General features: G+C 55.1%; 19 protein-coding genes. 12 read left to right on the forward strand and 7 right to left on the reverse strand.

Features of this window, described 5'->3' with window-relative positions:
* Nucleotides 1–10: 10 nt before the first annotated feature.
* Nucleotides 11–1,189, reverse strand: a complete 1,179-nt coding sequence (gene araJ, locus BFV64_RS11765; RefSeq protein ID WP_069602103.1) for an MFS transporter AraJ — start codon at nt 1,187–1,189, stop codon at nt 11–13.
* 166 nt (nt 1,190–1,355) lie between these two features.
* Between araJ and ppk2 the strand changes: the two genes are divergently transcribed.
* The 3 genes from ppk2 (at nt 1,356) to BFV64_RS11780 (ending at nt 2,788) form a co-directional block, all read left to right on the forward strand.
* Complete coding sequence (gene ppk2, locus BFV64_RS11770) at nt 1,356–2,174, forward strand: polyphosphate kinase 2 (RefSeq protein WP_045282132.1); 819 nt, start codon at nt 1,356–1,358, stop codon at nt 2,172–2,174.
* A 102-nt stretch (nt 2,175–2,276) separates the two neighbouring features.
* On the forward strand, nt 2,277–2,465 hold the full coding sequence (locus BFV64_RS11775; RefSeq protein WP_045282133.1) for a hypothetical protein: 189 nt from the start codon (nt 2,277–2,279) through the stop codon (nt 2,463–2,465).
* Nucleotides 2,465–2,788, forward strand: coding sequence for a CcdB family protein (locus tag BFV64_RS11780; RefSeq protein ID WP_045282134.1), 324 nt, complete (start codon nt 2,465–2,467; stop codon nt 2,786–2,788). Before BFV64_RS11775 ends, BFV64_RS11780 begins: the two co-directional genes overlap by 1 nt.
* Before the next feature lie 71 nt (nt 2,789–2,859).
* On the opposite strand, the gene fdnI is transcribed toward BFV64_RS11780, so the two are convergent.
* The 3 genes from fdnI to fdnG are packed head-to-tail and all read right to left on the reverse strand — an operon-like array spanning nt 2,860 to nt 7,452.
* Nucleotides 2,860–3,516: a formate dehydrogenase-N subunit gamma gene (gene fdnI, locus BFV64_RS11785; protein ID WP_014883910.1), complete on the reverse strand. Its 657-nt coding sequence runs from the start codon at nt 3,514–3,516 to the stop codon at nt 2,860–2,862.
* Complete coding sequence (fdxH, locus tag BFV64_RS11790; protein ID WP_069602104.1) at nt 3,509–4,393, reverse strand: formate dehydrogenase subunit beta; 885 nt, start codon at nt 4,391–4,393, stop codon at nt 3,509–3,511. The genes fdnI and fdxH overlap by 8 nt, the downstream gene beginning before the upstream one ends.
* Nucleotides 4,394–4,404: 11 nt before the next feature.
* A complete protein-coding gene (gene fdnG, locus BFV64_RS11795) occupies nt 4,405–7,452 on the reverse strand; it encodes a formate dehydrogenase-N subunit alpha (protein ID WP_127312431.1) in 3,048 nt (1,015 codons plus the stop codon).
* Between the two features lie 221 nt (nt 7,453–7,673).
* Here fdnG and yddG point away from each other — a divergent pair, with 221 nt between their 5' ends.
* The 3 genes from yddG (at nt 7,674) to BFV64_RS11815 (ending at nt 10,742) form a co-directional block, all read left to right on the forward strand.
* The gene (gene yddG, locus BFV64_RS11805) at nt 7,674–8,552 is read left to right on the forward strand and encodes an aromatic amino acid DMT transporter YddG (protein ID WP_045282135.1); all 879 of its coding nucleotides are present in this window, start codon (nt 7,674–7,676) and stop codon (nt 8,550–8,552) included.
* A 589-nt stretch (nt 8,553–9,141) separates the two neighbouring features.
* A complete protein-coding gene (gene ompC / locus BFV64_RS11810; RefSeq protein WP_014883915.1) occupies nt 9,142–10,224 on the forward strand; it encodes a porin OmpC in 1,083 nt (360 codons plus the stop codon).
* Nucleotides 10,225–10,301: 77 nt separating this feature from the next.
* Nucleotides 10,302–10,742 carry a GFA family protein gene (locus BFV64_RS11815; protein WP_014883916.1) on the forward strand — a complete coding sequence of 147 codons (441 nt, stop codon included), beginning with the start codon at nt 10,302–10,304 and terminating at the stop codon, nt 10,740–10,742.
* A gap of 34 nt (nt 10,743–10,776) precedes the next feature.
* Here the strand turns inward: BFV64_RS11815 and BFV64_RS11820 are convergent, their stop codons facing one another.
* A complete protein-coding gene (locus tag BFV64_RS11820; protein ID WP_069602105.1) occupies nt 10,777–12,264 on the reverse strand; it encodes an MFS transporter in 1,488 nt (495 codons plus the stop codon).
* 116 nt (nt 12,265–12,380) lie between these two features.
* Between BFV64_RS11820 and BFV64_RS11825 the strand changes: the two genes are divergently transcribed.
* The 6 genes from BFV64_RS11825 to narI all read left to right on the forward strand — a co-directional run bounded on the left by BFV64_RS11825 (nt 12,381) and on the right by narI (nt 21,272).
* Nucleotides 12,381–12,956 (forward strand): TetR family transcriptional regulator, encoded by a 576-nt coding sequence (locus tag BFV64_RS11825; RefSeq protein ID WP_045133988.1) that lies wholly within the window; start codon nt 12,381–12,383, stop codon nt 12,954–12,956.
* 209 nt (nt 12,957–13,165) lie between these two features.
* A complete protein-coding gene (locus tag BFV64_RS11830; RefSeq protein ID WP_014883919.1) occupies nt 13,166–14,551 on the forward strand; it encodes a NarK family nitrate/nitrite MFS transporter in 1,386 nt (461 codons plus the stop codon).
* A gap of 67 nt (nt 14,552–14,618) precedes the next feature.
* Nucleotides 14,619–18,359 (forward strand): nitrate reductase subunit alpha, encoded by a 3,741-nt coding sequence (locus BFV64_RS11835; protein ID WP_032636431.1) that lies wholly within the window; start codon nt 14,619–14,621, stop codon nt 18,357–18,359.
* Nucleotides 18,356–19,900 (forward strand): nitrate reductase subunit beta, encoded by a 1,545-nt coding sequence (gene narH / locus BFV64_RS11840; protein WP_069602106.1) that lies wholly within the window; start codon nt 18,356–18,358, stop codon nt 19,898–19,900. Before BFV64_RS11835 ends, narH begins: the two co-directional genes overlap by 4 nt.
* Nucleotides 19,900–20,595 (forward strand): nitrate reductase molybdenum cofactor assembly chaperone, encoded by a 696-nt coding sequence (gene narW / locus BFV64_RS11845; protein WP_069602107.1) that lies wholly within the window; start codon nt 19,900–19,902, stop codon nt 20,593–20,595. Before narH ends, narW begins: the two co-directional genes overlap by 1 nt.
* Nucleotides 20,592–21,272: a respiratory nitrate reductase subunit gamma gene (narI, locus tag BFV64_RS11850; protein WP_014883923.1), complete on the forward strand. Its 681-nt coding sequence runs from the start codon at nt 20,592–20,594 to the stop codon at nt 21,270–21,272. The genes narW and narI overlap by 4 nt, the downstream gene beginning before the upstream one ends.
* An 87-nt stretch (nt 21,273–21,359) precedes the next feature.
* Here narI and BFV64_RS11855 read toward each other — a convergent pair whose 3' ends face one another.
* On the reverse strand, nt 21,360–21,809 hold the full coding sequence (locus BFV64_RS11855) for a hypothetical protein (RefSeq protein WP_032636427.1): 450 nt from the start codon (nt 21,807–21,809) through the stop codon (nt 21,360–21,362).
* Between the two features lie 95 nt (nt 21,810–21,904).
* Nucleotides 21,905–22,750 carry an N-hydroxyarylamine O-acetyltransferase gene (nhoA, locus tag BFV64_RS11860; protein WP_023330479.1) on the reverse strand — a complete coding sequence of 282 codons (846 nt, stop codon included), beginning with the start codon at nt 22,748–22,750 and terminating at the stop codon, nt 21,905–21,907.
* Nucleotides 22,751–22,841: the final 91 nt, after the last annotated feature.

Genomic DNA, 22,841 nt, shown 5'->3' on the forward strand with positions numbered 1-22,841 from the left:
GGAGCGGTTTTCATACAGCCGTACGAGCCTTAACGTGTGACTGTCTTGTCCGCAGATATCCGTACAACAGCAATGCGCTCATGGCCGAGAACGAGAGTATTGCCGCTGGTAGCGTGACGTAACGCCAGCTAAAGCCAAGGGTAATCATCATCCCGCCAAAGTACGCGCCAATCGCACTGCCGAGATTAAATGCCATCTGCCCCCCTGCCGCCCCCAGCATCTCACCGCCCTTCGCATTTTGCAGAAGCAGGATTTGCAGCGGCGCAGAGAGCGCAAACAGCCCGGCACAGCAGATAAAGCCCATGACCAGCGAGGCCGTTTTCTGTTCGCCAGTGGCAAAAAGCAGCAGCAGTGAGGCGACAATCACCATATCGGTGGTGGCGGCAATGCGCAGCGGGCTAAAGCGACCAGAGAGCTTACCGCTTAACAGATTGCCCAACACCATCCCAAGACCCATTAGCATCATGATGGCGGTCATCACCCCTTCCGAAAAACCGGAGACGTTAACCATAAAGGGCTTAACGAAGCTGAACCACGCAAACACACCGGCGTTACCAAACATAGTGGCGGCAAAAATCAGCCACGGTTCTGGTCTTTTCAGAAACTGGAACTGCTCGGTCAATTTGATTTCTGATTTGTCATGGAGGTGTGGCACCCAAAGGATAACCGACAGGATCACCAGCGTATCAAACACCGCAATCAGGAAAAAGGTATAGCGCCAGCTAAATGCATGCCCCAGCCAGGTACCCAGCGGGACACCGACCAGGTTAGCCACGGTCATACCGGCGATCATCCCGGCCACGGCAACCGTTACCTTCCCCGGTGGTGCTATTTTAGAGAGGATAATCGCCCCGACGCCAAAAATGGCCCCGTGCGGAAAACCAGAAATTAAACGCCCCAGCGCCAGCCAGAAATAGGACGTGGAGAAAGTAAACAACGCATTGCCGACAGCGCACATTGCCACCAGGAACAACAGCGTGGTTTTTAACGAGAACTTGCCCGAAAAGAGCGCCACAATAGGGGCACCAATCACCACGCCGAAAGCATAAAACGAAATCATATTCCCGGCCGAGGGAATAGAAATACCGGTATCGTGCGCCAGTTCGGTGAGCACACCCATAATGCCAAATTCAGCCATCCCCAGGCCAAACGTGCCAAGCGCCAACGAAAAAAAAATCGTCTTTTTCATACCACGACCACAGGTTAAAAACTCGCGACGGGCATTATTGAACAAACTTGTATGGTGAGCCAGTTCAAATCAGCTGGCTGACACGTTAATCCATTAATTCAGGTGGATTACACTTCATAGTGCGGCCTCGCTTTTTCCCGCGCCGGACAACCTGAGGATGACAATCATGGGAAGCAAGAAGAAAACCAGTGTCGCTGTTGATGTCGAAAAAAACGCACCGCTGAAAACCAAAGAGTACGAAAAAGAGCTTCGTCGACTCCACGTTGAACTGGTGAAGCTCCAGCAGTGGGTCGTCGCCAAAGGGTTAAAAGTGTGTATCGTTTTTGAAGGGCGCGATGGCGCCGGTAAAGGCGGCACCATAAAAGCGATCACCGAGCGCGTCAGCCCGCGCGTTTTCCGCGTTGTTGCTCTTCCCGCACCCACCGAGAAAGAGAAAACCCAGCTCTATTTTCAGCGTTATGTTCCCCATCTGCCCGCTGCCGGGGAGATCGTGATATTCGACCGAAGCTGGTACAACCGCGCGGGCGTCGAGCGGGTCATGGGGTTCTGCACGCCGGAACAGGTGGAGAAGTTTCTCGACGGTACGCCGGTGATGGAAAAAGCGATGGTTGATGCCGGGATTATTCTGCTGAAGTACTGGCTTGAGGTGACACCGAAAGAGCAGGAGCGCCGTTTACGTGACCGTATTAACGACGGTCGTAAAATATGGAAGCTCTCGCCGATGGATATTAAATCGTTTAACCTGTGGGATGAATATACCGTAGCGCGCGATGCCATGTTTGCGGCAACCGATACCGCCTGGGCACCGTGGTATGTGGCCCGTTCGGAAGATAAAAAACGCGTGCGGCTGAATATTATTTCGCATCTCCTGACGCAGATCCCGTATAAAGAAATTCACGTTGAAAAGGTGGAATTACCGAAACGTAAAATTGACAAAGTGAAACCGACGAAATACCCGTTCCGTTATGTGGAAGAGCGGTTCTAAGATTACTGGAAGACGGCTCGCAGAATGTAGATTACCAGGGGAAAAGGTATTGTTTTTTGTTGGCTGCGGTTGATAATGGCCGCACCAACAAAGGAGATACGAATGAAACACACAGTTGACCACACCCTCTCGCGAAGCATTAAACCAACAGTACCGTCGGGCCATACCTCACCAGACTCCGTTGCGCCGTGTCAGTCATCAGATGCGGATCGTTCATTCATTCACTCAATGAATGAATTTGTGGAAAAACATGGAACCATTACTGATGATGAGTTTTTCAGGGTGCTTTAATGCTGAGACAATTTAATGTTTACCGGAATACCTCTACAACAACCAGGGATAAGCTGCCTTACTACATGCTCATTCAGGATGATTATTATGATGATCTTGCCACGCGCGTAATTGTGCCACTTGCGAGAGTGAATAAATTACCGTTATGGCAGAGTCAGCTGGCACCAGCCGTAAATATCGATTTTGAAACGTTTCTGATTTATTCACCCATGATAACCAACCTTAACAACAATAAAATTAACCCCAAAGATTTTGTTTGTAATTTACGTAACACACGTCATGATGTTATAGCCGCAATTGATCGTTTATTGACGAATACATGACGCCAGTCGGCCAGGCATTTGCCCTGCTCGCGCAAGCGCAGCGCCGCCGGGCAAAGCCGACGGCGCAGGTCTTACTTCATCCCTTCCGTACTTTCCTGTTTCGCTTCCAGTCGTTCCACATCGCGATACCAGCGCGGGTGATGTTTCTGCGCCCAGCGACGACTCACCTTCCCTTCAATCATCCCTTTAATCGACCCCTTCACCCAGAACGCCATATACATATGGATCAAAATGGCATGGATCAGAATAATGGCTGAGGTGGCGTGGATCAGCAGCGCGTAGCGCACCACCTGAATCGGGAAATACGAGGCAAAATACGGACGCCAGATAATGACGCCCGTCACCAGCAGCACAAAAATCATGCTCATGATGGTCCAGAACATCATCTTTTGTCCGGCATTATATTTGCCTACTTTCGCCACTTTATGCTCGTTGCCCTTCAGCACTTCGACAATTCCTTTTAGCCACGGAATGTCCTGCTTATCCGGGATATTGTGATGGACGAAGCGCACGAACATAAACATCAGCACCACGAAAATCAGCACGCCGAAGAACGGGTGCAGAATGCGTCCCATCTGCGGGGTGCCGAAAGTTTCCGTCAGCCACTGGAGCGTAGGAAAGAAGAACGAGATGCCGGAGACCGCCACCAGGAAGAAGCAAATGACCACCGTCCAGTGACAGGCGCGGTCGACAAACTTCGTGCGCACGATCATTTTCGACTTACTCATGATGCTCCTCCTCGTCGTCATCCACCTCTTTATTTGGCCCGATACCAATGTAGTGATAAATCAGCCCGGCAAAGGTGGCGATAAAGCCCGCTGCAGAGAGCGGTTTGAGCGCCCCTTTCCACAGGTTGATTGAGGTGTCGATCGCCGGATCTTTCGGCAGATTGTGATACAGCTCCGGCTGGTCGTTATGGTGTAGCACGTACATAACGTGCGTACCGCCCACGCCCTGCGGGTTATAAATACCCGCCTTGTCGTAGCCGCGCGCTTTGAGTTTGTCCACCCGCGCCTGCGCCACATCAAGCATCTCTTTCTTGGTGCCGAAGTGAATCGCCCCGGTCGGACAGGTTTTCACACAGGCAGGCTCCTGCCCGACGCTCACGCGGTCCACGCACAGAGTGCATTTATAGACCCGGTTATCCTCTTTATTGAGGCGCGGAATATTAAACGGACAGCCCGCGATGCAGTACCCACAGCCGATGCAGTTGTCCTGCTGGAAGTCGACGATCCCATTGGCATACTGAATAATCGCCCCCGCGGACGGGCACGCCTTCAGACAGCCCGGATCCTCACAGTGCATGCAGCCGTCTTTACGGATTAACCACTCCAGCTTGCCGTTCTGCTCGGTCTCGCTAAAGCGCATCACCGTCCAGGATTTGGCGCTCAGATCCGCCGGATTATCGTAGACCCCGACGCAGTGCCCCACCTCGTCGCGGATATCATTCCACTCCGAACAGGCCACCTGGCAGGCTTTACAGCCCACGCAGGAAGAGACATCGATAAGCTTAGCGACTTCTGCCTTATAGTCCCGCGCACGAGGCGTGGGGGTAATCGGGTTGGTCGCGGAGCGTTTAATAATGTCTTGTGTTTCCATCGCCATTTAATCGCTCCTTACGCTTTCTCGATGTTGACCAGAAACGCTTTGTACTCCGGCGTTTGCGAGTTGGAATCGCCAACGTTTGGCGTCAGGGTATTGGCGATGTAGCCTTTCTGCGCCACCCCTTCAAAGCCCCAGTGCAGCGGAATACCTACCGTTTCCACCTGCTGACCATGAACGTACAGGCTCTGCAGACGACGGGTCACCACCGCCACCGCGCGGATAAAGCCACGCTTGCTGCTCACCTTCACGCGGTCACCGTTGGCAATCCCCTTCGCTTTCGCCAGCGTCTCGCTGATCTCCACAAACTGTTCCGGCTGGGCGATGGCGTTAAGCCGCGCGTGCTTGGTCCAGGTATGGAAATGCTCGGTCAGGCGATAGGTTGTACCCACATACGGGAATTTGTCTTTTTTGCCTAAGCGCAATACGTCGTCTTCATAGATCCGCACCACCGGGCTGGAGACCACGTTCGGGTGCAGCGGGTTAGTGCCGAGCGGCGTTTCCATCGGCTCGTAGTGTTCCGGGAATGGCCCTTCTGCCAGCTTGTTGAGCGCAAACAGGCGACCCAGCCCTTCCGGCTGCATGATAAACGGCCCGGTGTTGCTGCCCGGCGCGGCGGTGTTGTAGTCCGGGATATCATTCCCTGCCCACTTCGAGCCGTTCCACTGGATCAGCATGCGTTTTGGATCCCACGGCTTGCCGTTCACGTCGGCGGAGGCGCGGTTATACAGCACGCGGCGGTTCAGCGGCCACGCCCAGGCCCAGCCCAGCGTATTGCCCAGCCCGGACGGGTCGGCGTTATCGCGGTTGGCCATCTGGTTACCCTGCTCCGTCCAGCTGCCGGTGTAGATCCAGCAGGACGACGCCGTCGTGCCGTCGTCGCGCAGCAGCGCGAAGCTGTTCAACAGCTGGCCTTTCTTCGCCACCAGGTTGCCGTTAGCGTCATAGAGATCCGCCAGCGCCACGCCGTTGTTCTCTTTGGCGACCTCTTCAGACTCAGGACGGTCCGGCTGCTTGTAGTCCCAGCCCATCCTCAGCAGCGGCTCAGCGCCTTTGCCGCCTTCGGTGCGGTACATCTCGCGCAGACGATGGTAAATCCCGGCCAGGATCTCACCGTCATTCCGCGCTTCACCCGGCGCCTCCTGGCCTTTCCAGTGCCACTGCAGCCAGCGACCGGAGTTGGCAATGGAGCCATCCTCTTCCGCAAAGCAGGTGGACGGCAGGCGGAACACCTCGGTCTGAATCGACGCCGGATCGACATCGTTCGCTTCACCGTGGTTCTGCCAGAAGGTCGAGGTTTCGGTCACCAGCGGGTCGATGACGACCATGTACTTCAGCTTGCTCAGGCTGCGAACCACTTTGTTCTTGTCCGGGAAGGACGCTACCGGGTTAAAGCCCTGGCAGATATACCCCGTGACATTCCCCTTATCCATCATATTGAAATACTTAATGACGTCGTACGCCTGGTCCCACTTCGGCAGCCACTCGAAGCCCCAGTCGTTCTCTTTCTGCGCCGCGTCGCCGTAGAAGGATTTCATCAGGCTGACGTAGAACTTCGGATAGTTGCTCCAGTAGTTCACCTGATCCGGCAGCGTCGCTTTTGGCGTGTTGGCCTCAAGATACGTTTGCAGATTTGCCTGCTTTTCCGACGGCAGCGTCAGGTAACCCGGCAGGCTGGTGGAGAGCAGGCCGAGGTCGGTGAGCCCCTGAATATTGGAGTGACCGCGCAGCGCATTTACGCCGCCCCCTGCCATCCCCATGTTGCCGAGCAGCAGCTGGATCATCGCCATGGTGCGGATGTTCTGCGCACCCACGGTGTGCTGCGTCCAGCCCAGCGCATACAGGAAGGTCGTTGTTCTGTCTGCCGCACTGGTGGAGGCCAGCACTTCGCACACTTTCAGGAAGTCCGCTTTCGGCGTACCGCAGATGTTCTCCACCACGTCCGGCGTATAGCGGGAAACATGCTGCTTCAGCAGGTTCCACACGCAGCGCGGGTGCGTCAGTGTTTCATCGCGCATCGCATAGCCGTTTTCGTCGAACTGATAGTTCCACGAGGACTTGTCATACTGGCGTTTTTCCGCGTCATAGCCGCTGAACAGCCCGTCGTCGAAGGCAAAGTCATCCCGCACCAGCAGGTTTGCGTTGGTGTAGTGCTTAACGTATTCCGCGTTAATTTTGTTGTTTTCGATCAGGTACAGCAGTACGCCGGACAGGAACGTAATGTCCGTGCCGGAGCGGATCGGCGCATAGATATCGGCCACCGAAGCCGTGCGCGTAAAGCGCGGATCGACGACGATCAGCGTCGCATCGTTGTTGTTTTTCGCTTCCATCGCCCAGCGGAATCCCACTGGATGGGCTTCAGCGGCGTTACCGCCCATTACCACCACGACGTTAGCGTTTTTGATATCAACCCAGTGGTTGGTCATCGCACCGCGACCAAATGTTGGAGCAAGACTTGCTACCGTTGGTCCGTGTCAGACGCGCGCCTGGTTATCAACCGCCAGCATGCCGAGAGAGCGCACAAATTTTTGCGTCAGCATGCCGGTTTCATTACTGGCCGCAGAGGCACATAACATACCGGTGGAAAGCCAGCGGTTTACCGTCACCCCCTCTGCATTCTTTTCAACAAAGTTGGCGTCGCGGTCGGCTTTCATCAATTTTGCAATACGGGAGAAGGCCTCATCCCAGGAAATACGCTGCCATTTGTCCGAACCTGGCGCACGGTATTCCGGATAACGCAGGCGGTTTTCGCTGTGAACGTAGTCCAGCAGACCCGCGCCTTTCGGGCATAACGCCCCACGGCTCACCGGATGATCCGGGTCCCCTTCAATATGATAAATCGCTTCTCTGGCGTTCTTCGCGCCATCACCCAGGCTGTACATCAAAAGCCCACAACCCACGGAGCAGTATGTGCAGGTGTTACGGATCTCTTTCGCGCGCAGCAGTTTATAGTTGCGTGCCTGAGCCAGCGCCATTTTAGGAGCGAATCCCAGCATAGCGGCTGTTGTTCCGGCCATACCGCCCGCGCAGATTTTAAAAAATTGTCTGCGGCTGACGTCCATTGTTGTCCTCGTGTTCAAATAAGACTTCGCGCCGCAAACTAACAGCAAAACCCCTTTTTTTTTTGCGTCAAATCAAGGTCGCGTGACTTCGCCCTCTTAATGGTCACCGCTCGCGCCTTCAAATAATCCTTTAGGGTTAAACACATGCGAGAATAATTCGCAACAGCGTCAGGATTAATGCTATATCTTTTTCCTTTGATTTTTTTAGCGATGAAGACGTAATGGACAGAAAGAGAGCAACGCTTATCGGGCTGGCAGCGATTCTGTTGTGGAGCACAATGGTGGGCTTGATTCGTAGCGTGAGTGAGGGGCTGGGGCCCGTCGGCGGTGCGGCGATGATATACACCCTCAGCGGATTATTGTGTCTGGTAACGGTGGGATTTCCTGATATTAAACGCTTTTCACCCAGGTATCTTATTGCCGGCAGCGTACTGTTTGTCAGTTACGAAATTTGTCTTGCCCTGTCGTTAGGCTATGCCGCCACGCGAGCGCAGGCCATTGAAGTGGGGATGGTCAATTATCTCTGGCCGAGCCTGACGATCGTCTTTGCTATTTTGTTCAACGGACAAAAATCAACGCTGTGGGTTATCCCCGGCTTAATCATTGCACTACTCGGTGTATGTTGGGTACTAGGGGGTGATCAAGGATTACACCCTGATGAAATAATGCGCAATATTGTATCGAATCCACTCAGCTATACGCTGGCTTTTGCCGGGGCATTTATCTGGGCCGCCTACTGCACGGTAACCCGTAAATTTGCTAACGGGCAAAACGGCATTACGCTGTTTGTTTTGCTGACGGCACTGAGCCTGTGGGTGAAATATGCGCTGAGCGATCAGCCGGAAATGGTCTTCACTGTTCCGGTTGTCGTGAAACTCGTTATGTGTGGTGTGGCGCTAGGGTTAGGTTATGCCGCCTGGAATGTTGGCATTCTGCACGGTAACGTCACGGTGCTGGCCGCCGTATCCTATTTTACTCCCGTACTCTCTGCCGCGCTTGCCGCCGTGCTGCTGAGTTCCCCCCTCTCTTTCTCGTTCTGGCAAGGCGCGCTGATGGTCTGCGTCGGGTCATTGCTTTGCTGGTACGCCACCAAAAAATAATTCCGGGTCAGCTGTCGGGTAATATTCATCCCGACAGCAAAAAATTAACATAAATTTAATATTTGGGCGCGCGTTTAACTTCTGTTTATATTACCCTCTTTTCGTAAATTTGCGTCTCTTAATATTGACACAAACTGACACCGCTATGTGATTAATTGCCGACAAATACTCACAATATTAATAGCACAAAGTGCAATAGTATGTTTCTGTGTGTTTCTGTCTAAGCAACGGAATTTCCGTGCAATTAAGGGCGCAAGGCCGCCCTTTTCGGTTAAATACACTCTGCCATCCCAACCAAAAGAACGGCATTACCGATAATTAACATATTTTATAACAACCCAATGAAACTATATTGACGGAAATAAACCCCACCCAAAATTGATTAAATACTCATCATTTCAGGCTATTTTTAGGCCATTTATCCGATCTCGATCACACTAAATGAAATTATTATTAATATTTTGAAACTTATTATTGAAAGAGGACTACAAGATTTTTAAAAATAACGTGCCATTGACGAGCAGCCTCGTTTAAAACTCGTTCAAAGTGGCTCAGGAAATACCTAAGAAAATTATAAGGAATATTTAAGATGAAACTTAAATTAGTTGCAGTGGCAGTGACTTCCATGTTGGCAGCAGGCGTTGTAAACGCGGCTGAAGTTTATAACAAAGACGGTAACAAGCTGGATCTGTACGGTAAAGTAACAGGTCTGCACTATTTCTCTGATGACGCTGGCAACGACGGCGACAAAACTTACGTTCGTCTGGGCTTCAAAGGTGAAACTCAGATCAACGATCAGCTGACCGGTTACGGCCAGTGGGAATATGAGTTCAAAGGCAACCGTTCTGAATCCCAGGGCACTGACGGCAGCAAAACGCGTCTGGCCTTCGCAGGTCTGAAATTCAACGAATTCGGTTCTTTCGACTACGGTCGTAACTACGGTGTTGCTTACGACATCGGCGCATGGACTGACGTTCTGCCAGAGTTCGGTGGTGATACCTGGACGCAGACTGATGGCTTTATGACTGGCCGTACGACTGGCGTTGCAACCTACCGTAACACCGACTTCTTCGGTCTGGTTGACGGTCTGAACTTTGCTGCTCAGTACCAGGGTAAAAACGATGACCGTAACATCACCGAAGCGAACGGTGACGGCTGGGGTCTGTCTTCTACCTATGAAATGGACGGCTTCGCTGTCGGTGCCACCTACGCGAAATCTGACCGTACTGACCGTCAGGTTGCTGCAGGTCGCGTAGCCAATACCGTTAACGCTGGCGGTGAAAACGCAGAAGTTTGGGCTGCTGGTCTGAAATACGATGCGAACAACATCTACCTGGCAACCACCTACTCTGAAACCCGCAACATGACCAACTTCGGTGACGGTTATATCGCGAACAGAGCTCAGAACTTCGAAGTTGTTGCTCAGTATCAGTTCGACTTCGGTCTGCGTCCATCCATCGCTTACCTGAAATCCAAAGGTAAAGATCTGGGTTCATACGGCGACCAGGATCTGGTTGAATACGTTGACGTTGGCGCGAGCTACTACTTCAACAAAAACATGTCTACCTATGTTGATTACAAAATCAACCTGGTTGACGACAACAGCTTCACCAAAGCAACTGGCGTTGCTACCGACAACATCGTTGCTGTCGGCCTGACCTACCAGTTCTAAGATTTGTCACGCTAAAAAGCCAGCCCATGTGGCTGGCTTTTTTTATACGGATTTCTGGCGTCAAAAAGGAGAACGCCATGCACCTGTTCAAAGGACGCTGCTTATGCGGAATGAGTCAGTTCAGCGTGAGCCTCAACCATTTTGATGTATATGCCTGTCACTGTACGCAATGCCAGAAGTGGTCAGGCGGCATTGCCATGTATCTTGAGACGCAGGGCGAGCCGCTTGTGGAGCAAGATTCCATTGCCCCGTCTCATTTCGCCTCATCCGCACGGGGAGAACGCTGGTTTTGTCCAGGCTGCGGCTGCCCGCTGTGGTTCAAACTGACCGCAACGGCGCGCTATTTTATTCCCTGGACGCTGCTTGAGATGAGCGAAGATGAACGACGCCGGCTGGTACTTGCCGCAGAAATCTATACTGAAACCCAACCCGCGTTTTTTGGCCTGACCGGGCAATACGCACGCTATAGCGGTTCAGAAATTGAAGCACGAGATGAACACTGCCTGCTAACGCCCTAAACTGCTGCCCGGCCAGCCTGCGCACCAGGCTTGTCTACTGCTTTGGCACCTTCGCCAGGCTAAACCACATTCCTGCCGCCAGCAGCAACAGCATGCCCCCCGCACTCCCCAGCGCCACGCTGTGGGAGGTAATAAACGCACTTTTCGCCGCCTCCGTCACCGAAACCGCCAGTGCTGGCGTGAGATCCTGCGCCACCTTCATCGCCTCGCCGATGGATGACGAGGCTTTGTCGACGAGAGACGCATTCAGCCCCTGCGGCAAATCAATCGACGCAGAGAAACTGCGGGTCAGCAGCAGACCAAAGATAGCGATCCCAAGCCCGGCCCCCAGTTCATAAGACATGGTTTCAATCGCCCCGGCAGCGGCGGCCTTTTCTTTCGGCGCGGCGGCCATGATTGCAGAGGTCGAGGCCAGCAGCGCGCTGGCGGCGCTGAAGCCCAACAGCACCATCAGGCTCCACGCCTGCCACTGCTGCGTGCTGAAATCGAGCATCGAGAGGCCAATGAAACTGACCGCGCTGAGCGCCATGCCACCCGCAGCCACAATGCGTAGCCCCAGACGCCCCACCAGTACTCCGGCGATCGGCCCGCTAAACCCGCTCGCCACCATGACCGGAAGCATAAACATGCCGGCTTCGAATGGCGTAAAGCCGTGAACGAATTGCAATTCCTGCGCCATCAGCAGCTCAAAGCCCACCAGCGCGATCATCGCCGTCATCGCCATCACCACACCGCTGAGAATGATGCGGTGACAAAACAGGCGCATGTCGATCATTGGCACGCGGGCGCGCAGTTGAATACGCACGAAAATCAACAGCATCACAGCCCCGGTAAGCAACGTACAGGCTACCAGCCACGGCGACAGCACGCCTTTCAACGCGGTTTTGGCGCTGTAGACCAGCAGCAGGATTGCCACAATCAGCATGATGGCATGGCTGATATTCAGCGGCTGCTCAGGACGCCCCTGTTGACGGGGTACAAAACGCGCCGCCAGCGACACCACCACCAGCACAATCGGGACGTTGATTAAAAACACCGATCCCCAGTAGAAATGCTCAAGCAGGATACCGCCAATCAGCGGACCAAATGCCGCCCCACCTGAACCCACGGCCGCCCAGACGCCAAGCGCGATATTACGATCCCGCGCGTCGGTAAACAGCGTGCGGATCCCGGCCAGCGTGGCCGGAATGATCATTGCCGCACCGATTGCCAGCGAGGCGCGCGCCGCAATCAGCCACCCGGCTGACGGCGCAAAGGCTGCCGCCAGGGACGACACCCCAAACAGCATGCTGCCGATCATTAACAATCGTTTAAACCCCATGCGGTCACCGAGTGCGCCCATCGGCAGCACCATACCCGCCATCACCAGCGAGTAGATGTCGATAATCCACAGTAATTCGTTACCGCTGGCGCCCAGCGTCATGCTCAATGTCGTCGCCGCCACGTGCAGCACCGTCGCGTCGATCGCGACCGGGATATAAACCAGCACGATAATCACTAACGCTAACCACTGACGAAACATAAATTTCCTTTTCATTTTAAACATGGACACATGTCCAGGATGCGATCCTACGTAAAGTTGAACGAGTGTCCAGCTTTTTGTTACACTCGTTTCATTCCCATTGAGAGTGAGTAAACATGCGATATCTGAGCAAGGATGAACGGCGGGAAGCAATCTTACAGGCCGCCATGCGCGTGGCGCTCGCCGAGGGGCTGGCGGCGATGACGGTGCGGCGCATTGCGACTGAAGCGGGCGTCGCTACCGGGCAGGTGCATCACCACTTTGCCTCCGGCGGTGAGTTGAAATCGCTGGCATTCGTTCGCCTGATCCGCGAACTATTAGATGCCGACGTAGCGGATGAACGTGCCACCTGGCGGGAACGGTTGCACAGCATGCTCGGCAGCGACGACGGTAAGTTTGAGCCTTATATTCGACTGTGGCGGGAAGCGCAAATTCTCGCCAGCCGGGATCCCGAGATCAAAGCGGCTTATGTCCTGACCATGGAGATGTGGCATCACGAGACGGTGGCTATTATCTGTGCCGGGGCGGAAGCCAGGGCATTCACACTCACCGATCGGGCGGAAAATATTGCCTGGCGTTTGATAGGGCTGGTTTGCGGCCTGGATGGGATCACCGTATTAAATATGCCGGAAATGGACGATGCGGCGCTAAATAAACATCTCGACAAACTTATCACGCTGGAATTGTGTTAATACTCCTTCTGGAGTATTAATTCCCGCAACACTTACAATTGGTAACATATTAAGCGCTCCGCAATTTCCATTCTCACCTCAGGGGCGCGCTTTTTTATCTATCCTTTCAGATGTATCCCAAAACATCCAATAAATCCAACAGCAAATTCTCACTCATCTTTTTGTTTTTACTTCTTTTTTCTTTCCATTAAGGTAAGCAAGAGGGCGCTATGTCGCAACAAAGTGAAAAGAATAATCCGCATCTGTTGAGTAACTGGAAACCTGAAAACGCGCAATTCTGGGAGAATAAAGGAAAACATATCGCACGAAGAAATCTATGGATTTCTGTGGCTTGCCTGCTATTAGCGTTTTGCGTCTGGATGTTATTTAGCGCTATCGCCGTCAACCTGAATAAAGTCGGATTTAATTTCACCACCGATCAGCTTTTTATGCTAACAGCATTACCTTCTCTCTCCGGTGCGATATTGCGCGTCCCCTACTCATTTATGGTACCGATATTCGGTGGGCGTTACTGGACGGTATTGAGTACCGTCATCCTGATTATCCCCTGCGTGTGGCTGGGAATTGCCATTCAAAACCCCGCGACGCCGTACTGGATCTTTATCATCATCGCCCTGCTCTGCGGATTTGCTGGCGCTAACTTCGCATCGAGCATGGGCAACATCAGCTTTTTCTTCCCGAAATCCAGACAGGGCAGTGCGCTGGGCATCAACGGCGGGCTGGGCAACCTGGGCGTCAGCGTGATGCAGCTGGTTGCGCCGCTGGTCATTTTCCTCCCGATGTTCACCTTCCTCGGGGTGCACGGCGTGCCACAGGAGGATGGCTCGACGATGTGGCTGGCAAACGCGGCCTGGATCTGGGCCCCCCTCCTGCTGCTGGCAACCATTGCGGCGTTTTTTGGCATGAACGATATTGCCAGCTCAAAGGCCTCCATCGCCAGCCAGCTTCCGGTCCTGAAACGCTTTCACCTCTGGCTGCTAAGCCTGCTCTATCTGGCGACCTTCGGCTCATTTATCGGTTTCTCGGCGGGCTTTGCCATGCTGTCGAAAACCCAGTTTCCGGACGTGAACATCCTGCACCTCGCCTTCTTTGGTCCCCTGATCGGCGCGCTGGCCCGCTCGGCGGGCGGGATGATCTCCGACAAACTGGGCGGCGTGCGGGTGACGCTGATCAACTTCGTCTTTATGGCGATTTTTAGCGCCCTAATTTTCCTGACGCTTCCGGGCTCAGGTTCAGGCAGTTTCTTCGCCTTCTATCTGGTGTTTATGGGGCTGTTCCTCACTGCCGGACTGGGCAGCGGCTCCACCTTCCAGATGATCGCGATTATTTTCCGCCAAATTACCCTCGACCGCGTCAAAAAGCAGGGCGGCACGGACGAGCAGGCGCAGCATGAAGCGGTGACCGAAACAGCGGCCGCGCTGGGCTTTATCTCTGCCATCGGCGCCGTGGGCGGCTTCTTCATTCCCAAAGCGTTTGGCACCTCGCTGGCGATGACCGGATCGCCGGTCGGGGCCATGAAAGTGTTCCTCGTGTTTTACATCGTCTGTGTCCTTGTCACCTGGCTGGTGTACGGCCGCAAATCGTCACAAAAATAATAACGACCTCTTTGCCGGAGCGGGATGCAACCCCCTCCGGCCATGCTATCGAAGCAGGAGAAATGTCATGAGCAAACTGTTGGACCGCTTTCGTTACTTCAAAACAAAAGGCGACAGTTTCGCCGATGGGCACGGGCAGGTGTATCACACCAACCGCGACTGGGAAGACAGCTATCGTCAGCGCTGGCAGTTCGACAAGATTGTGCGCTCCACCCACGGCGTGAACTGTACCGGCTCCTGTAGCTGGAAGATTTATGTCAAAAATGGCCTGGTGACCTGGGAAACCCAGCAAACCGACTATCCACGCACCCGCCCTGACCTGCCCAACCACGAACCGCGCGGCTGCCCGCGTGGCGCAAGCTATTCCTGGTATCTCTACAGCGCCAACCGTCTCAAATACCCGCTGGTGCGCCGCAGGTTAATTGAACTCTGGCGAGAAGCGCTGGCGCAGCATACCGATCCGGTGCTGGCCTGGGATGCCATTCAGAACGATCCGCAGAAAGCGCAGAGCTACAGGAAAGCGCGCGGAAAAGGCGGTTTTATCCGCTCAAACTGGAAAGAGCTGAACCAGCTGATTGCCGCCGCCAACGTCTGGACCATCAAAAATTATGGCCCCGATCGCGTCGCCGGTTTTTCCCCTATCCCGGCGATGTCGATGGTCTCTTACGCCGCCGGGACCCGCTATCTCTCGCTGCTGGGCGGCACCTGCCTGAGCTTTTATGACTGGTACTGCGATCTGCCTCCGGCCTCCCCAATGACCTGGGGTGAGCAGACCGATGTGCCGGAATCAGCAGACTGGTATAACTCCAGCTACATCATTGCCTGGGGCTCGAACGTGCCGCAGACGCGTACCCCGGACGCCCACTTTTTCACTGAGGTGCGCTACAAAGGCACCAAAACCGTCGCCATTACGCCGGACTTCTCGGAAGTCGCGAAGCTGAGCGACCAGTGGCTGGCGCCTAAACAGGGCACCGACAGCGCTCTCGCCATGGCAATGGGCCATGTGATCCTTAAAGAGTTCCACCTCGATAACCCGAGCGACTACTTCCTCAACTACTGCCGCCGCTACACCGACATGCCGATGCTGGTCCTGCTGGACGAACAGGCCGATGGTCGCGTCGTACCGGGGCGGATGCTGCGGGCCTCAGACCTTGTCGACGGGCTGGGTGAAGCCAATAATCCTGAATGGAAAACGGTCGCCTTTGATATTGCCGGGAACCTGGTGGTGCCAAACGGTTCCATCGGCTTCCGCTGGGGAGAAAAAGGCAAATGGAACCTGGAGCCCCGGGCGGCAGGCCATGAAAGCGAGCTGACCCTCTCCCTGCTGATTACGCACGATAGCGTCGCAGATGTCGCCTTCCCCTACTTTGGCGGTAATGAGAACCCGCATTTTCGCAGCGTGAAGCAGGAGCCGGTGCTGACGCGCCGCGTGCCGAGCAAAACCCTGACGCTCGCCGACGGTCGCGAGAAACGGGTGGTCAGCGTTTACGATCTGGTGCTGGCGAACTACGGCCTCGATCGTGGTCTGCAGGACAGTAACGCCGCAGACAGCTATGACCAGATCAAAGCCTACACTCCCGCCTGGGGAGAGCAGATCACCGGCGTACCCGCGTATCTGATTGAAAAAATCGCCCGCGAGTTTGCCGACACGGCGCACAAAACGCACGGGCGGTCGATGATTATCCTCGGTGCCGGGGTGAATCACTGGTACCACATGGACATGAACTACCGCGGGATGATCAACATGCTGGTCTTCTGCGGCTGCGTCGGGCAGAGCGGTGGCGGCTGGTCGCACTATGTGGGCCAGGAGAAACTGCGTCCGCAAACCGGCTGGCTGCCGCTGGCCTTTGCGCTGGACTGGAACCGCCCGCCACGTCAGATGAACAGCACGTCATTCTTTTACAACCACGCCAGCCAGTGGCGCTATGAGAAGCTGACCGCGCAGGAGCTCCTCTCCCCGCTGGCCGATGCCACCCAATTTACCGGGCACCTGATCGACTTCAACGTTCGCGCCGAGCGCATGGGCTGGTTGCCCTCGGCGCCGCAGCTCAACCTGAACCCGTTGCACATTAAGGCACGTGCCGATGCGGCGGGCATGACGCCGCAGGACTACACCGTTCAGGGGCTAAAATCGGGTGACGTTCGCTTCGCCTGCGAGCAACCCGATAACGGCAAGAACCACCCGCGTAACCTGTTTGTCTGGCGCTCTAACCTTCTTGGCTCGTCCGGGAAAGGTCACGAGTACATGCTGAAATACCTGCTCGGCACCGAGAGCGGCATTCAGGGTGAAGATTTGGGTTCCACAGACGACGTGAAGCCTGAAGAGGTCGAATGGCAAACCGCTGCCATCGAGGGCAAACTCGATCTGCTGGTGACGCTCGACTTCCGCATGTCCAGCACCTGTCTGTTCTCCGATATCGTCCTGCCGACTGCCACCTGGTACGAAAAAGACGATATGAATACCTCGGACATGCACCCGTTTATTCACCCGCTCTCCGCCGCCGTCGATCCGGCGTGGGAATCGCGCAGCGACTGGGAGATCTACAAAGGCATCGCCAGGGTCTTCTCCGAGGTGTGCGTCGGTCACCTGGGCACCGAAACCGACGTGGTTCTGCAACCGTTGCAGCACGACTCTCCGGCGGAACTCTCTCAGCCGTTTGATATCCAGGACTGGCGCAAAGGTGAATGCGATTTGATCCCCGGCAAAACCGCGCCAAACATTGCGGTCGTTGAGCGAAACTACCCGGAAACTTACGAGCGCTTTACGTCTCTTGGCCCCCTGATGGACAAGCTCGGTAACGGCGGAAAAGGCATATCGTGGAATACCCAGAACGAGGTCGATTTCCTCGGCAAGCTCAATTACGTCAAGCCCGACGGCCCGGCAAAAGGTCGTCCGCGGATTGAAACCGCCATTGACGCTTCAGAGGTGATCCTCGCCCTCGCGCCGGAAACCAACGGTCAGGTGGCGGTTAAGGCCTGGCAAGCGCTTGGGGAGTTGACCGGACGTGACCACACGCATCTGGCGCTGAACAAAGAAGACGAGAAAATTCGCTTCCGCGACATCCAGGCGCAGCCGCGCAAAATCATCTCCAGCCCAACCTGGTCCGGTCTTGAAAGCGAGCATGTCTCCTATAACGCGGGTTATACCAACGTTCATGAGCTAATCCCCTGGCGCACCCTTTCCGGTCGTCAGCAGTTGTATCAGGATCACCCGTGGATGCGTGCTTTCGGGGAGAGTCTGGTGGCCTACCGTCCGCCGATTGATACCCGTAGCGTGAGCCATATGCGCGAGATCCCGCCGAACGGCTTCCCGGAAAAAGCGCTTAACTTCCTGACGCCGCATCAGAAATGGGGCATTCACTCCACCTACAGCGAAAACCTCCTGATGCAGACCCTGTCGCGCGGCGGGCCGATTGTCTGGATAAGCGAAACCGACGCGCGTGAGCTGGGCATTGAGGACAACGACTGGATCGAAGCCTTTAACGCTAACGGCGCCCTCACCGCCCGCGCGGTAGTCAGCCAGCGCGTGCCGCCGGGCATGACCATGATGTACCACGCTCAGGAGCGCATTCTGAACATTCCGGGCTCTGAAGTGACCGGCCGGCGCGGGGGGATCCACAACTCCGTTACCCGCGTCTGCCCGAAGCCGACGCACATGATCGGCGGCTATGCGCAGCTGGCGTACAGCTTTAACTATTACGGCACCGTCGGCTCGAACCGCGACGAATTCATCATGATCCGCAAAATGAAAAACATTAACTGGCTGGATGGCGAAGGTCGGGATCAGGTACAGGAGACGAAAAAATGAAAATACGCTCACAGGTTGGCATGGTTCTGAATCTCGATAAATGCATCGGCTGCCACACCTGCTCGGTCACCTGTAAGAACGTCTGGACCGGGCGTGAAGGCATGGAATATGCGTGGTTCAACAACGTCGAAACCAAGCCGGGCATTGGCTATCCAAAAAACTGGGAAGACCAGGATGAGTGGCAAGGCGGCTGGATCCGCGGGATCAACGGCAAACTGACCCCGCGTCTCGGCGGCAAAATGGGCGTTCTGTCGAAAATTTTCGCTAACCCTGTTCTGCCGCAAATTGACGATTACTATGAACCCTTCACCTTTGATTATCAGGACCTGCATCGCGCCCCGGAGGGGGATCATCTCCCTACCGCTCGCCCTCGCTCGCTGATTGACGGCAAGCGGATGGATAAAATCGTTTGGGGGCCTAACTGGGAGGAGCTGCTGGGCGGTGAGTTCGAAAAGCGCGCCCGCGACCGCAACTTTCAGAAGATCCAGAAGGAGATGTACGGCCAGTTTGAAAATACCTTCATGATGTACCTGCCGCGCCTGTGCGAGCACTGTCTGAATCCAAGCTGCGTCGCCACCTGCCCGAGCGGTGCCATTTACAAGCGCGAAGAGGACGGCATTGTGCTGATTGACCAGGACAAGTGCCGCGGCTGGCGTCTGTGCATCAGCGGTTGCCCGTACAAGAAAATCTACTTCAACTGGAAGAGCGGTAAATCCGAGAAATGCATCTTCTGCTACCCGCGCATTGAGTCCGGCCAGCCGACCGTTTGCTCAGAAACCTGCGTCGGGCGTATTCGCTATCTCGGCGTGCTGCTGTACGACGCGGACCGCATTGAAGAAGCGGCCAGCACCGAGCACGAAACCGATCTGTACGAACGTCAGTGCGACGTGTTCCTGAATCCGCACGATCCGGCGGTCATCGAAGAAGCGCTGAAACAGGGTATTCCGGCGAACGTCATTGAGGCAGCGCAAAAATCGCCTGTTTATAAAATGGCGATGGACTGGAAGCTGGCTCTGCCGCTGCACCCGGAATACCGCACCCTGCCGATGGTCTGGTACGTGCCACCGCTGTCACCGATTCAGTCCTACGCGGATGCCGGCGGCCTGCCGCAGAGTGATGGCGTGCTGCCTGCTGTCGAAAGCCTGCGCATCCCGGTGCAGTATCTGGCAAATATGCTTAGCGCAGGTGACCCAGGCCCGGTGCTGCGTGCTCTGAAACGCATGATGGCGATGCGCCACTACAAACGCTCCCAGACCGTGGAAGGCGTGACCGATACTCGCGCCATCGAAGAAGTCGGGCTGACCGAAGCGCAGGTTGAGGAGATGTACCGCTATCTGGCTATTGCGAATTACGAAGATCGCTTCGTGATCCCCACCAGCCACCGTGAAATGGCGCGCGACGCGTTCCCGGAGAAAAACGGCTGCGGCTTCACCTTTGGTGACGGTTGCCACGGCTCCGACACCAAATTCAACCTCTTCAACAGCAGCCGCATCGATGCCATCAACATTACCGAGGTGCGCGAACATGGGGAGGGAGAATAATGCAGATCCTCAAGATCGTCGCGCTGCTGATTGAGTATCCCGATGACACGCTGTGGGAGAACCGTGAAGAAGCGCTCTCGTTGATTGCGCAGGACGCGCCCATGCTGCTGCCGTTTGCCCGACAGCACCTGAGCGCCCCGCTGCTGGATAAACAGGCCGAGTGGTGTGAAGTGTTCGAACGCGGGCGCGCGACCTCGCTGCTGCTGTTCGAGCACGTTCACGCCGAATCCCGCGATCGCGGTCAGGCGATGGTTGACCTGATGAGTCAGTATGAAAAAGCGGGCCTGGTGCTGGACTGCCGTGAACTGCCGGATTACCTGCCGCTCTATCTGGAATATCTCAGCATCGTAACCGACGACGAAGCGCGTGAGGGATTGCAGAACGTCGCGCCAATCCTCGCCCTGGTTGGCGGTCGTCTGAAACAGCGCGGCGTGGCGCATTATCAGCTGTTTGACGCCCTGCTCGCCCTCGCCGGAAGCCGCCTTTCAAGTGACAGTGTCACTCAACAGGTGTCAGGCGAGAAACGCGACGACACCCGCCAGGCGCTGGATGCCGTGTGGGAAGAGGAACAGGTGAAGTTTATCGAAGACAACGCCACTTCGTGCGACAGCTCGCCGATGCAGCACTATCAACGACGCTTTAGCCAGGACGTCGCGCCGCAGTACGTGAACGTCAGTGCCGGAGGCCCAAAATGACACATTACCTGAACGTGTTTTTCTATGATATTTACCCCTACATCTGCGCCACCGTTTTTTTCCTCGGCAGCTGGCTGCGTTACGACTACGGGCAGTACACCTGGCGCGCCTCGTCGAGCCAGATGCTCAGCAAACGCGGTATGAACTGGGCCTCTAACCTGTTTCACATCGGGATCCTGGGGATTTTCTTCGGCCACCTGTTCGGCATGTTAACCCCGCACTGGATGTATGCCTGGTTTTTGCCCGTCGCGGTTAAACAGCAGTTGGCTATGATTGCGGGCGGGATTTGCGGCGTGCTGACACTCATCGGTGGGTCAATGCTGCTGATCCGCCGCCTGTTCAACCAGCGCGTGCGTGCAACGTCCACCACGCCGGATATCATCATCATGAGTATCCTGCTGATCCAGTGCATTCTTGGGCTGTCGACCATTCCGTTCTCCGCTCAGTATCCGGACGGAAGCGAGATGATGAAGCTGGTCGGCTGGGCACAGGGGATCGTGACGTTTAAGGGCGGCTCGTCGGAGATGTTAAGCGGCGTGGCACCGATCTTCCGCGTACATCTGGTGCTGGGAATGACGATCTTCCTTATCTTCCCGTTCACCCGCTTGGTCCACGTCTGGAGCGCGCCGTTTGAGTATTTTACCCGGCGGTATCAGGTGGTGAGATCGCGCCGCTGAGTGTGTCGGGTGGCGGCTACGCCTTACCCGCCCTACGTTCGAGCCCTTGCAGGCCCGGTAAGGCGTAGCCGCCACCGGGCTATAAGGTCAGAACGGAGTGCTTCCGCTTATGATTGAAACAACTAACATCAGAACTAAAACCGCAATGATGAGACCAAAAGCCAGTAACGCCGCATGAAAAGCGATCGTGGCCCCGGAAAAAAAGAGTGCCCCACTCACGGTCCATTTGTTCTCTTTACGCAGGCCACTAATGAAAGCAAGTCCAAGCGACACGACAGACAACACTATTCCGCTGGCGATCAGTAACCGGTCGATATCTACTGGTTTCTTTTTCGTCTCAACGATCGGCTGCTCTCCTTTTAAACCAGCCATTATTCCTTTTTTTACTGCCGAAACCTTTTCAGCCACAACAACTTCAAGTGCTGTCGACTTTGAAGAAAACGGACCGAGGGTGAACTGAGCTAAGGAGAGAAGCAGCGCAATAACACCGAGCAACATTCCCACAGAACTAAATTTATTCCGAATCAAGATTTCCATATCAGTATGCCTTTTATGTTGTCGGGTGGCGGCTGCGCCTCACCCGACCTACGTTCGAACCCATGTAGGCCCGGTAAGGCGTAGCCGCCACCGGGCTATTTTCCTGCCTGCGGATGCGTATCAAACCCCGCCATCACCGCCGTCAATTCTGCTAGTGTAAAGCCGTGCTTCGGATCGTCAACCCCAAGACCAAACCGCGACTGCATCAGCTGATACAGCGCCTCTGCATCCGGCAAATGGATCTGCTCCTCCACATGGCCATTCTGCCAGTGGGTGAAATTGAAGTTGGTCAGCGTCAGCTTACCGCCGTCCGGCAGATGGCGGCACATCAATAGATGATGGCGGAAATGCGATTGCGGCCAGTGCGCCGACCAGAAGTTCCCCATAACATAATCACTGAAATATTGCGTCGTCAGGTCAAAGTGATACATCGACTGCCAGTGTTCATGATGGCGGAACTGCAGCACCCAGTCGTTCCCCTCGCTCAGCAGACGATACTGCCCGTGCGGCGTTTCCTGTTCTTCGTTAGCCAGCAGACGAATCGGCGCCGTCAGCGTCTGGCCGCCAAACCCAACGTCAGCAATCCAGCGTTCACCGTTAAGCTCGACCAGCAGCAGGCGGTGCGTACGCGGCGGCATCTGCGACGGATTCGCCAGGACCACACGCCCGAGCACGCTGCGCACCGTAAATCCGACGTCACGCAAGACTCGCTCAAAAAGGCCGTTTTGCTCAAAGCAATATCCCCCACGGCGCGCGGTCACCAGTTTGTCCTCCAGGCATTGATCTTCAAGATGAATTTCGCGCGGCAGGACGACATCAATATTTTCGAATGGAATGGCGCAGTTGTGGTGTAAATGCAGCTCGCGCAGGGTATCGATATCTACCCGTGTGGGTTGCGTCCAGCCGATACGCGCGAAATAGCCAGTCAGAAATGGGGACATGCATCAGTTTCCTTTGATTGTGATGTTCTGTTTATAAACTAATTTTGCGCATTCATTTTGATTTACGTGCTTTTTCGCCATACTCATCGTG

The sequence above is a fragment of the Enterobacter kobei genome, assembly GCF_001729765.1.
Lineage (GTDB): Bacteria > Pseudomonadota > Gammaproteobacteria > Enterobacterales > Enterobacteriaceae > Enterobacter > Enterobacter kobei.

Bases quoted from the DNA above. Each gene is read 5' to 3' on its own strand.
- araJ (WP_069602103.1), bottom strand. From the start codon at position 1,189: ATGAAAAAGACGATTTTTTTTTCGTTGGCGCTTGGCACGTTTGGCCTG.
- ppk2 (WP_045282132.1), top strand. From the start codon at position 1,356: ATGGGAAGCAAGAAGAAAACCAGTGTCGCTGTTGATGTCGAAAAAAAC.
- BFV64_RS11775 (WP_045282133.1), top strand. From the start codon at position 2,277: ATGAAACACACAGTTGACCACACCCTCTCGCGAAGCATTAAACCAACA.
- BFV64_RS11780 (WP_045282134.1), top strand. From the start codon at position 2,465: ATGCTGAGACAATTTAATGTTTACCGGAATACCTCTACAACAACCAGG.
- fdnI (WP_014883910.1), bottom strand. From the start codon at position 3,516: ATGAGTAAGTCGAAAATGATCGTGCGCACGAAGTTTGTCGACCGCGCC.
- fdxH (WP_069602104.1), bottom strand. From the start codon at position 4,393: ATGGCGATGGAAACACAAGACATTATTAAACGCTCCGCGACCAACCCG.
- yddG (WP_045282135.1), top strand. From the start codon at position 7,674: ATGGACAGAAAGAGAGCAACGCTTATCGGGCTGGCAGCGATTCTGTTG.
- ompC (WP_014883915.1), top strand. From the start codon at position 9,142: ATGAAACTTAAATTAGTTGCAGTGGCAGTGACTTCCATGTTGGCAGCA.
- BFV64_RS11815 (WP_014883916.1), top strand. From the start codon at position 10,302: ATGCACCTGTTCAAAGGACGCTGCTTATGCGGAATGAGTCAGTTCAGC.
- BFV64_RS11820 (WP_069602105.1), bottom strand. From the start codon at position 12,264: ATGTTTCGTCAGTGGTTAGCGTTAGTGATTATCGTGCTGGTTTATATC.
- BFV64_RS11825 (WP_045133988.1), top strand. From the start codon at position 12,381: ATGCGATATCTGAGCAAGGATGAACGGCGGGAAGCAATCTTACAGGCC.
- BFV64_RS11830 (WP_014883919.1), top strand. From the start codon at position 13,166: ATGTCGCAACAAAGTGAAAAGAATAATCCGCATCTGTTGAGTAACTGG.
- BFV64_RS11835 (WP_032636431.1), top strand. From the start codon at position 14,619: ATGAGCAAACTGTTGGACCGCTTTCGTTACTTCAAAACAAAAGGCGAC.
- narH (WP_069602106.1), top strand. From the start codon at position 18,356: ATGAAAATACGCTCACAGGTTGGCATGGTTCTGAATCTCGATAAATGC.
- narW (WP_069602107.1), top strand. From the start codon at position 19,900: ATGCAGATCCTCAAGATCGTCGCGCTGCTGATTGAGTATCCCGATGAC.
- narI (WP_014883923.1), top strand. From the start codon at position 20,592: ATGACACATTACCTGAACGTGTTTTTCTATGATATTTACCCCTACATC.
- BFV64_RS11855 (WP_032636427.1), bottom strand. From the start codon at position 21,809: ATGGAAATCTTGATTCGGAATAAATTTAGTTCTGTGGGAATGTTGCTC.
- nhoA (WP_023330479.1), bottom strand. From the start codon at position 22,750: ATGTCCCCATTTCTGACTGGCTATTTCGCGCGTATCGGCTGGACGCAA.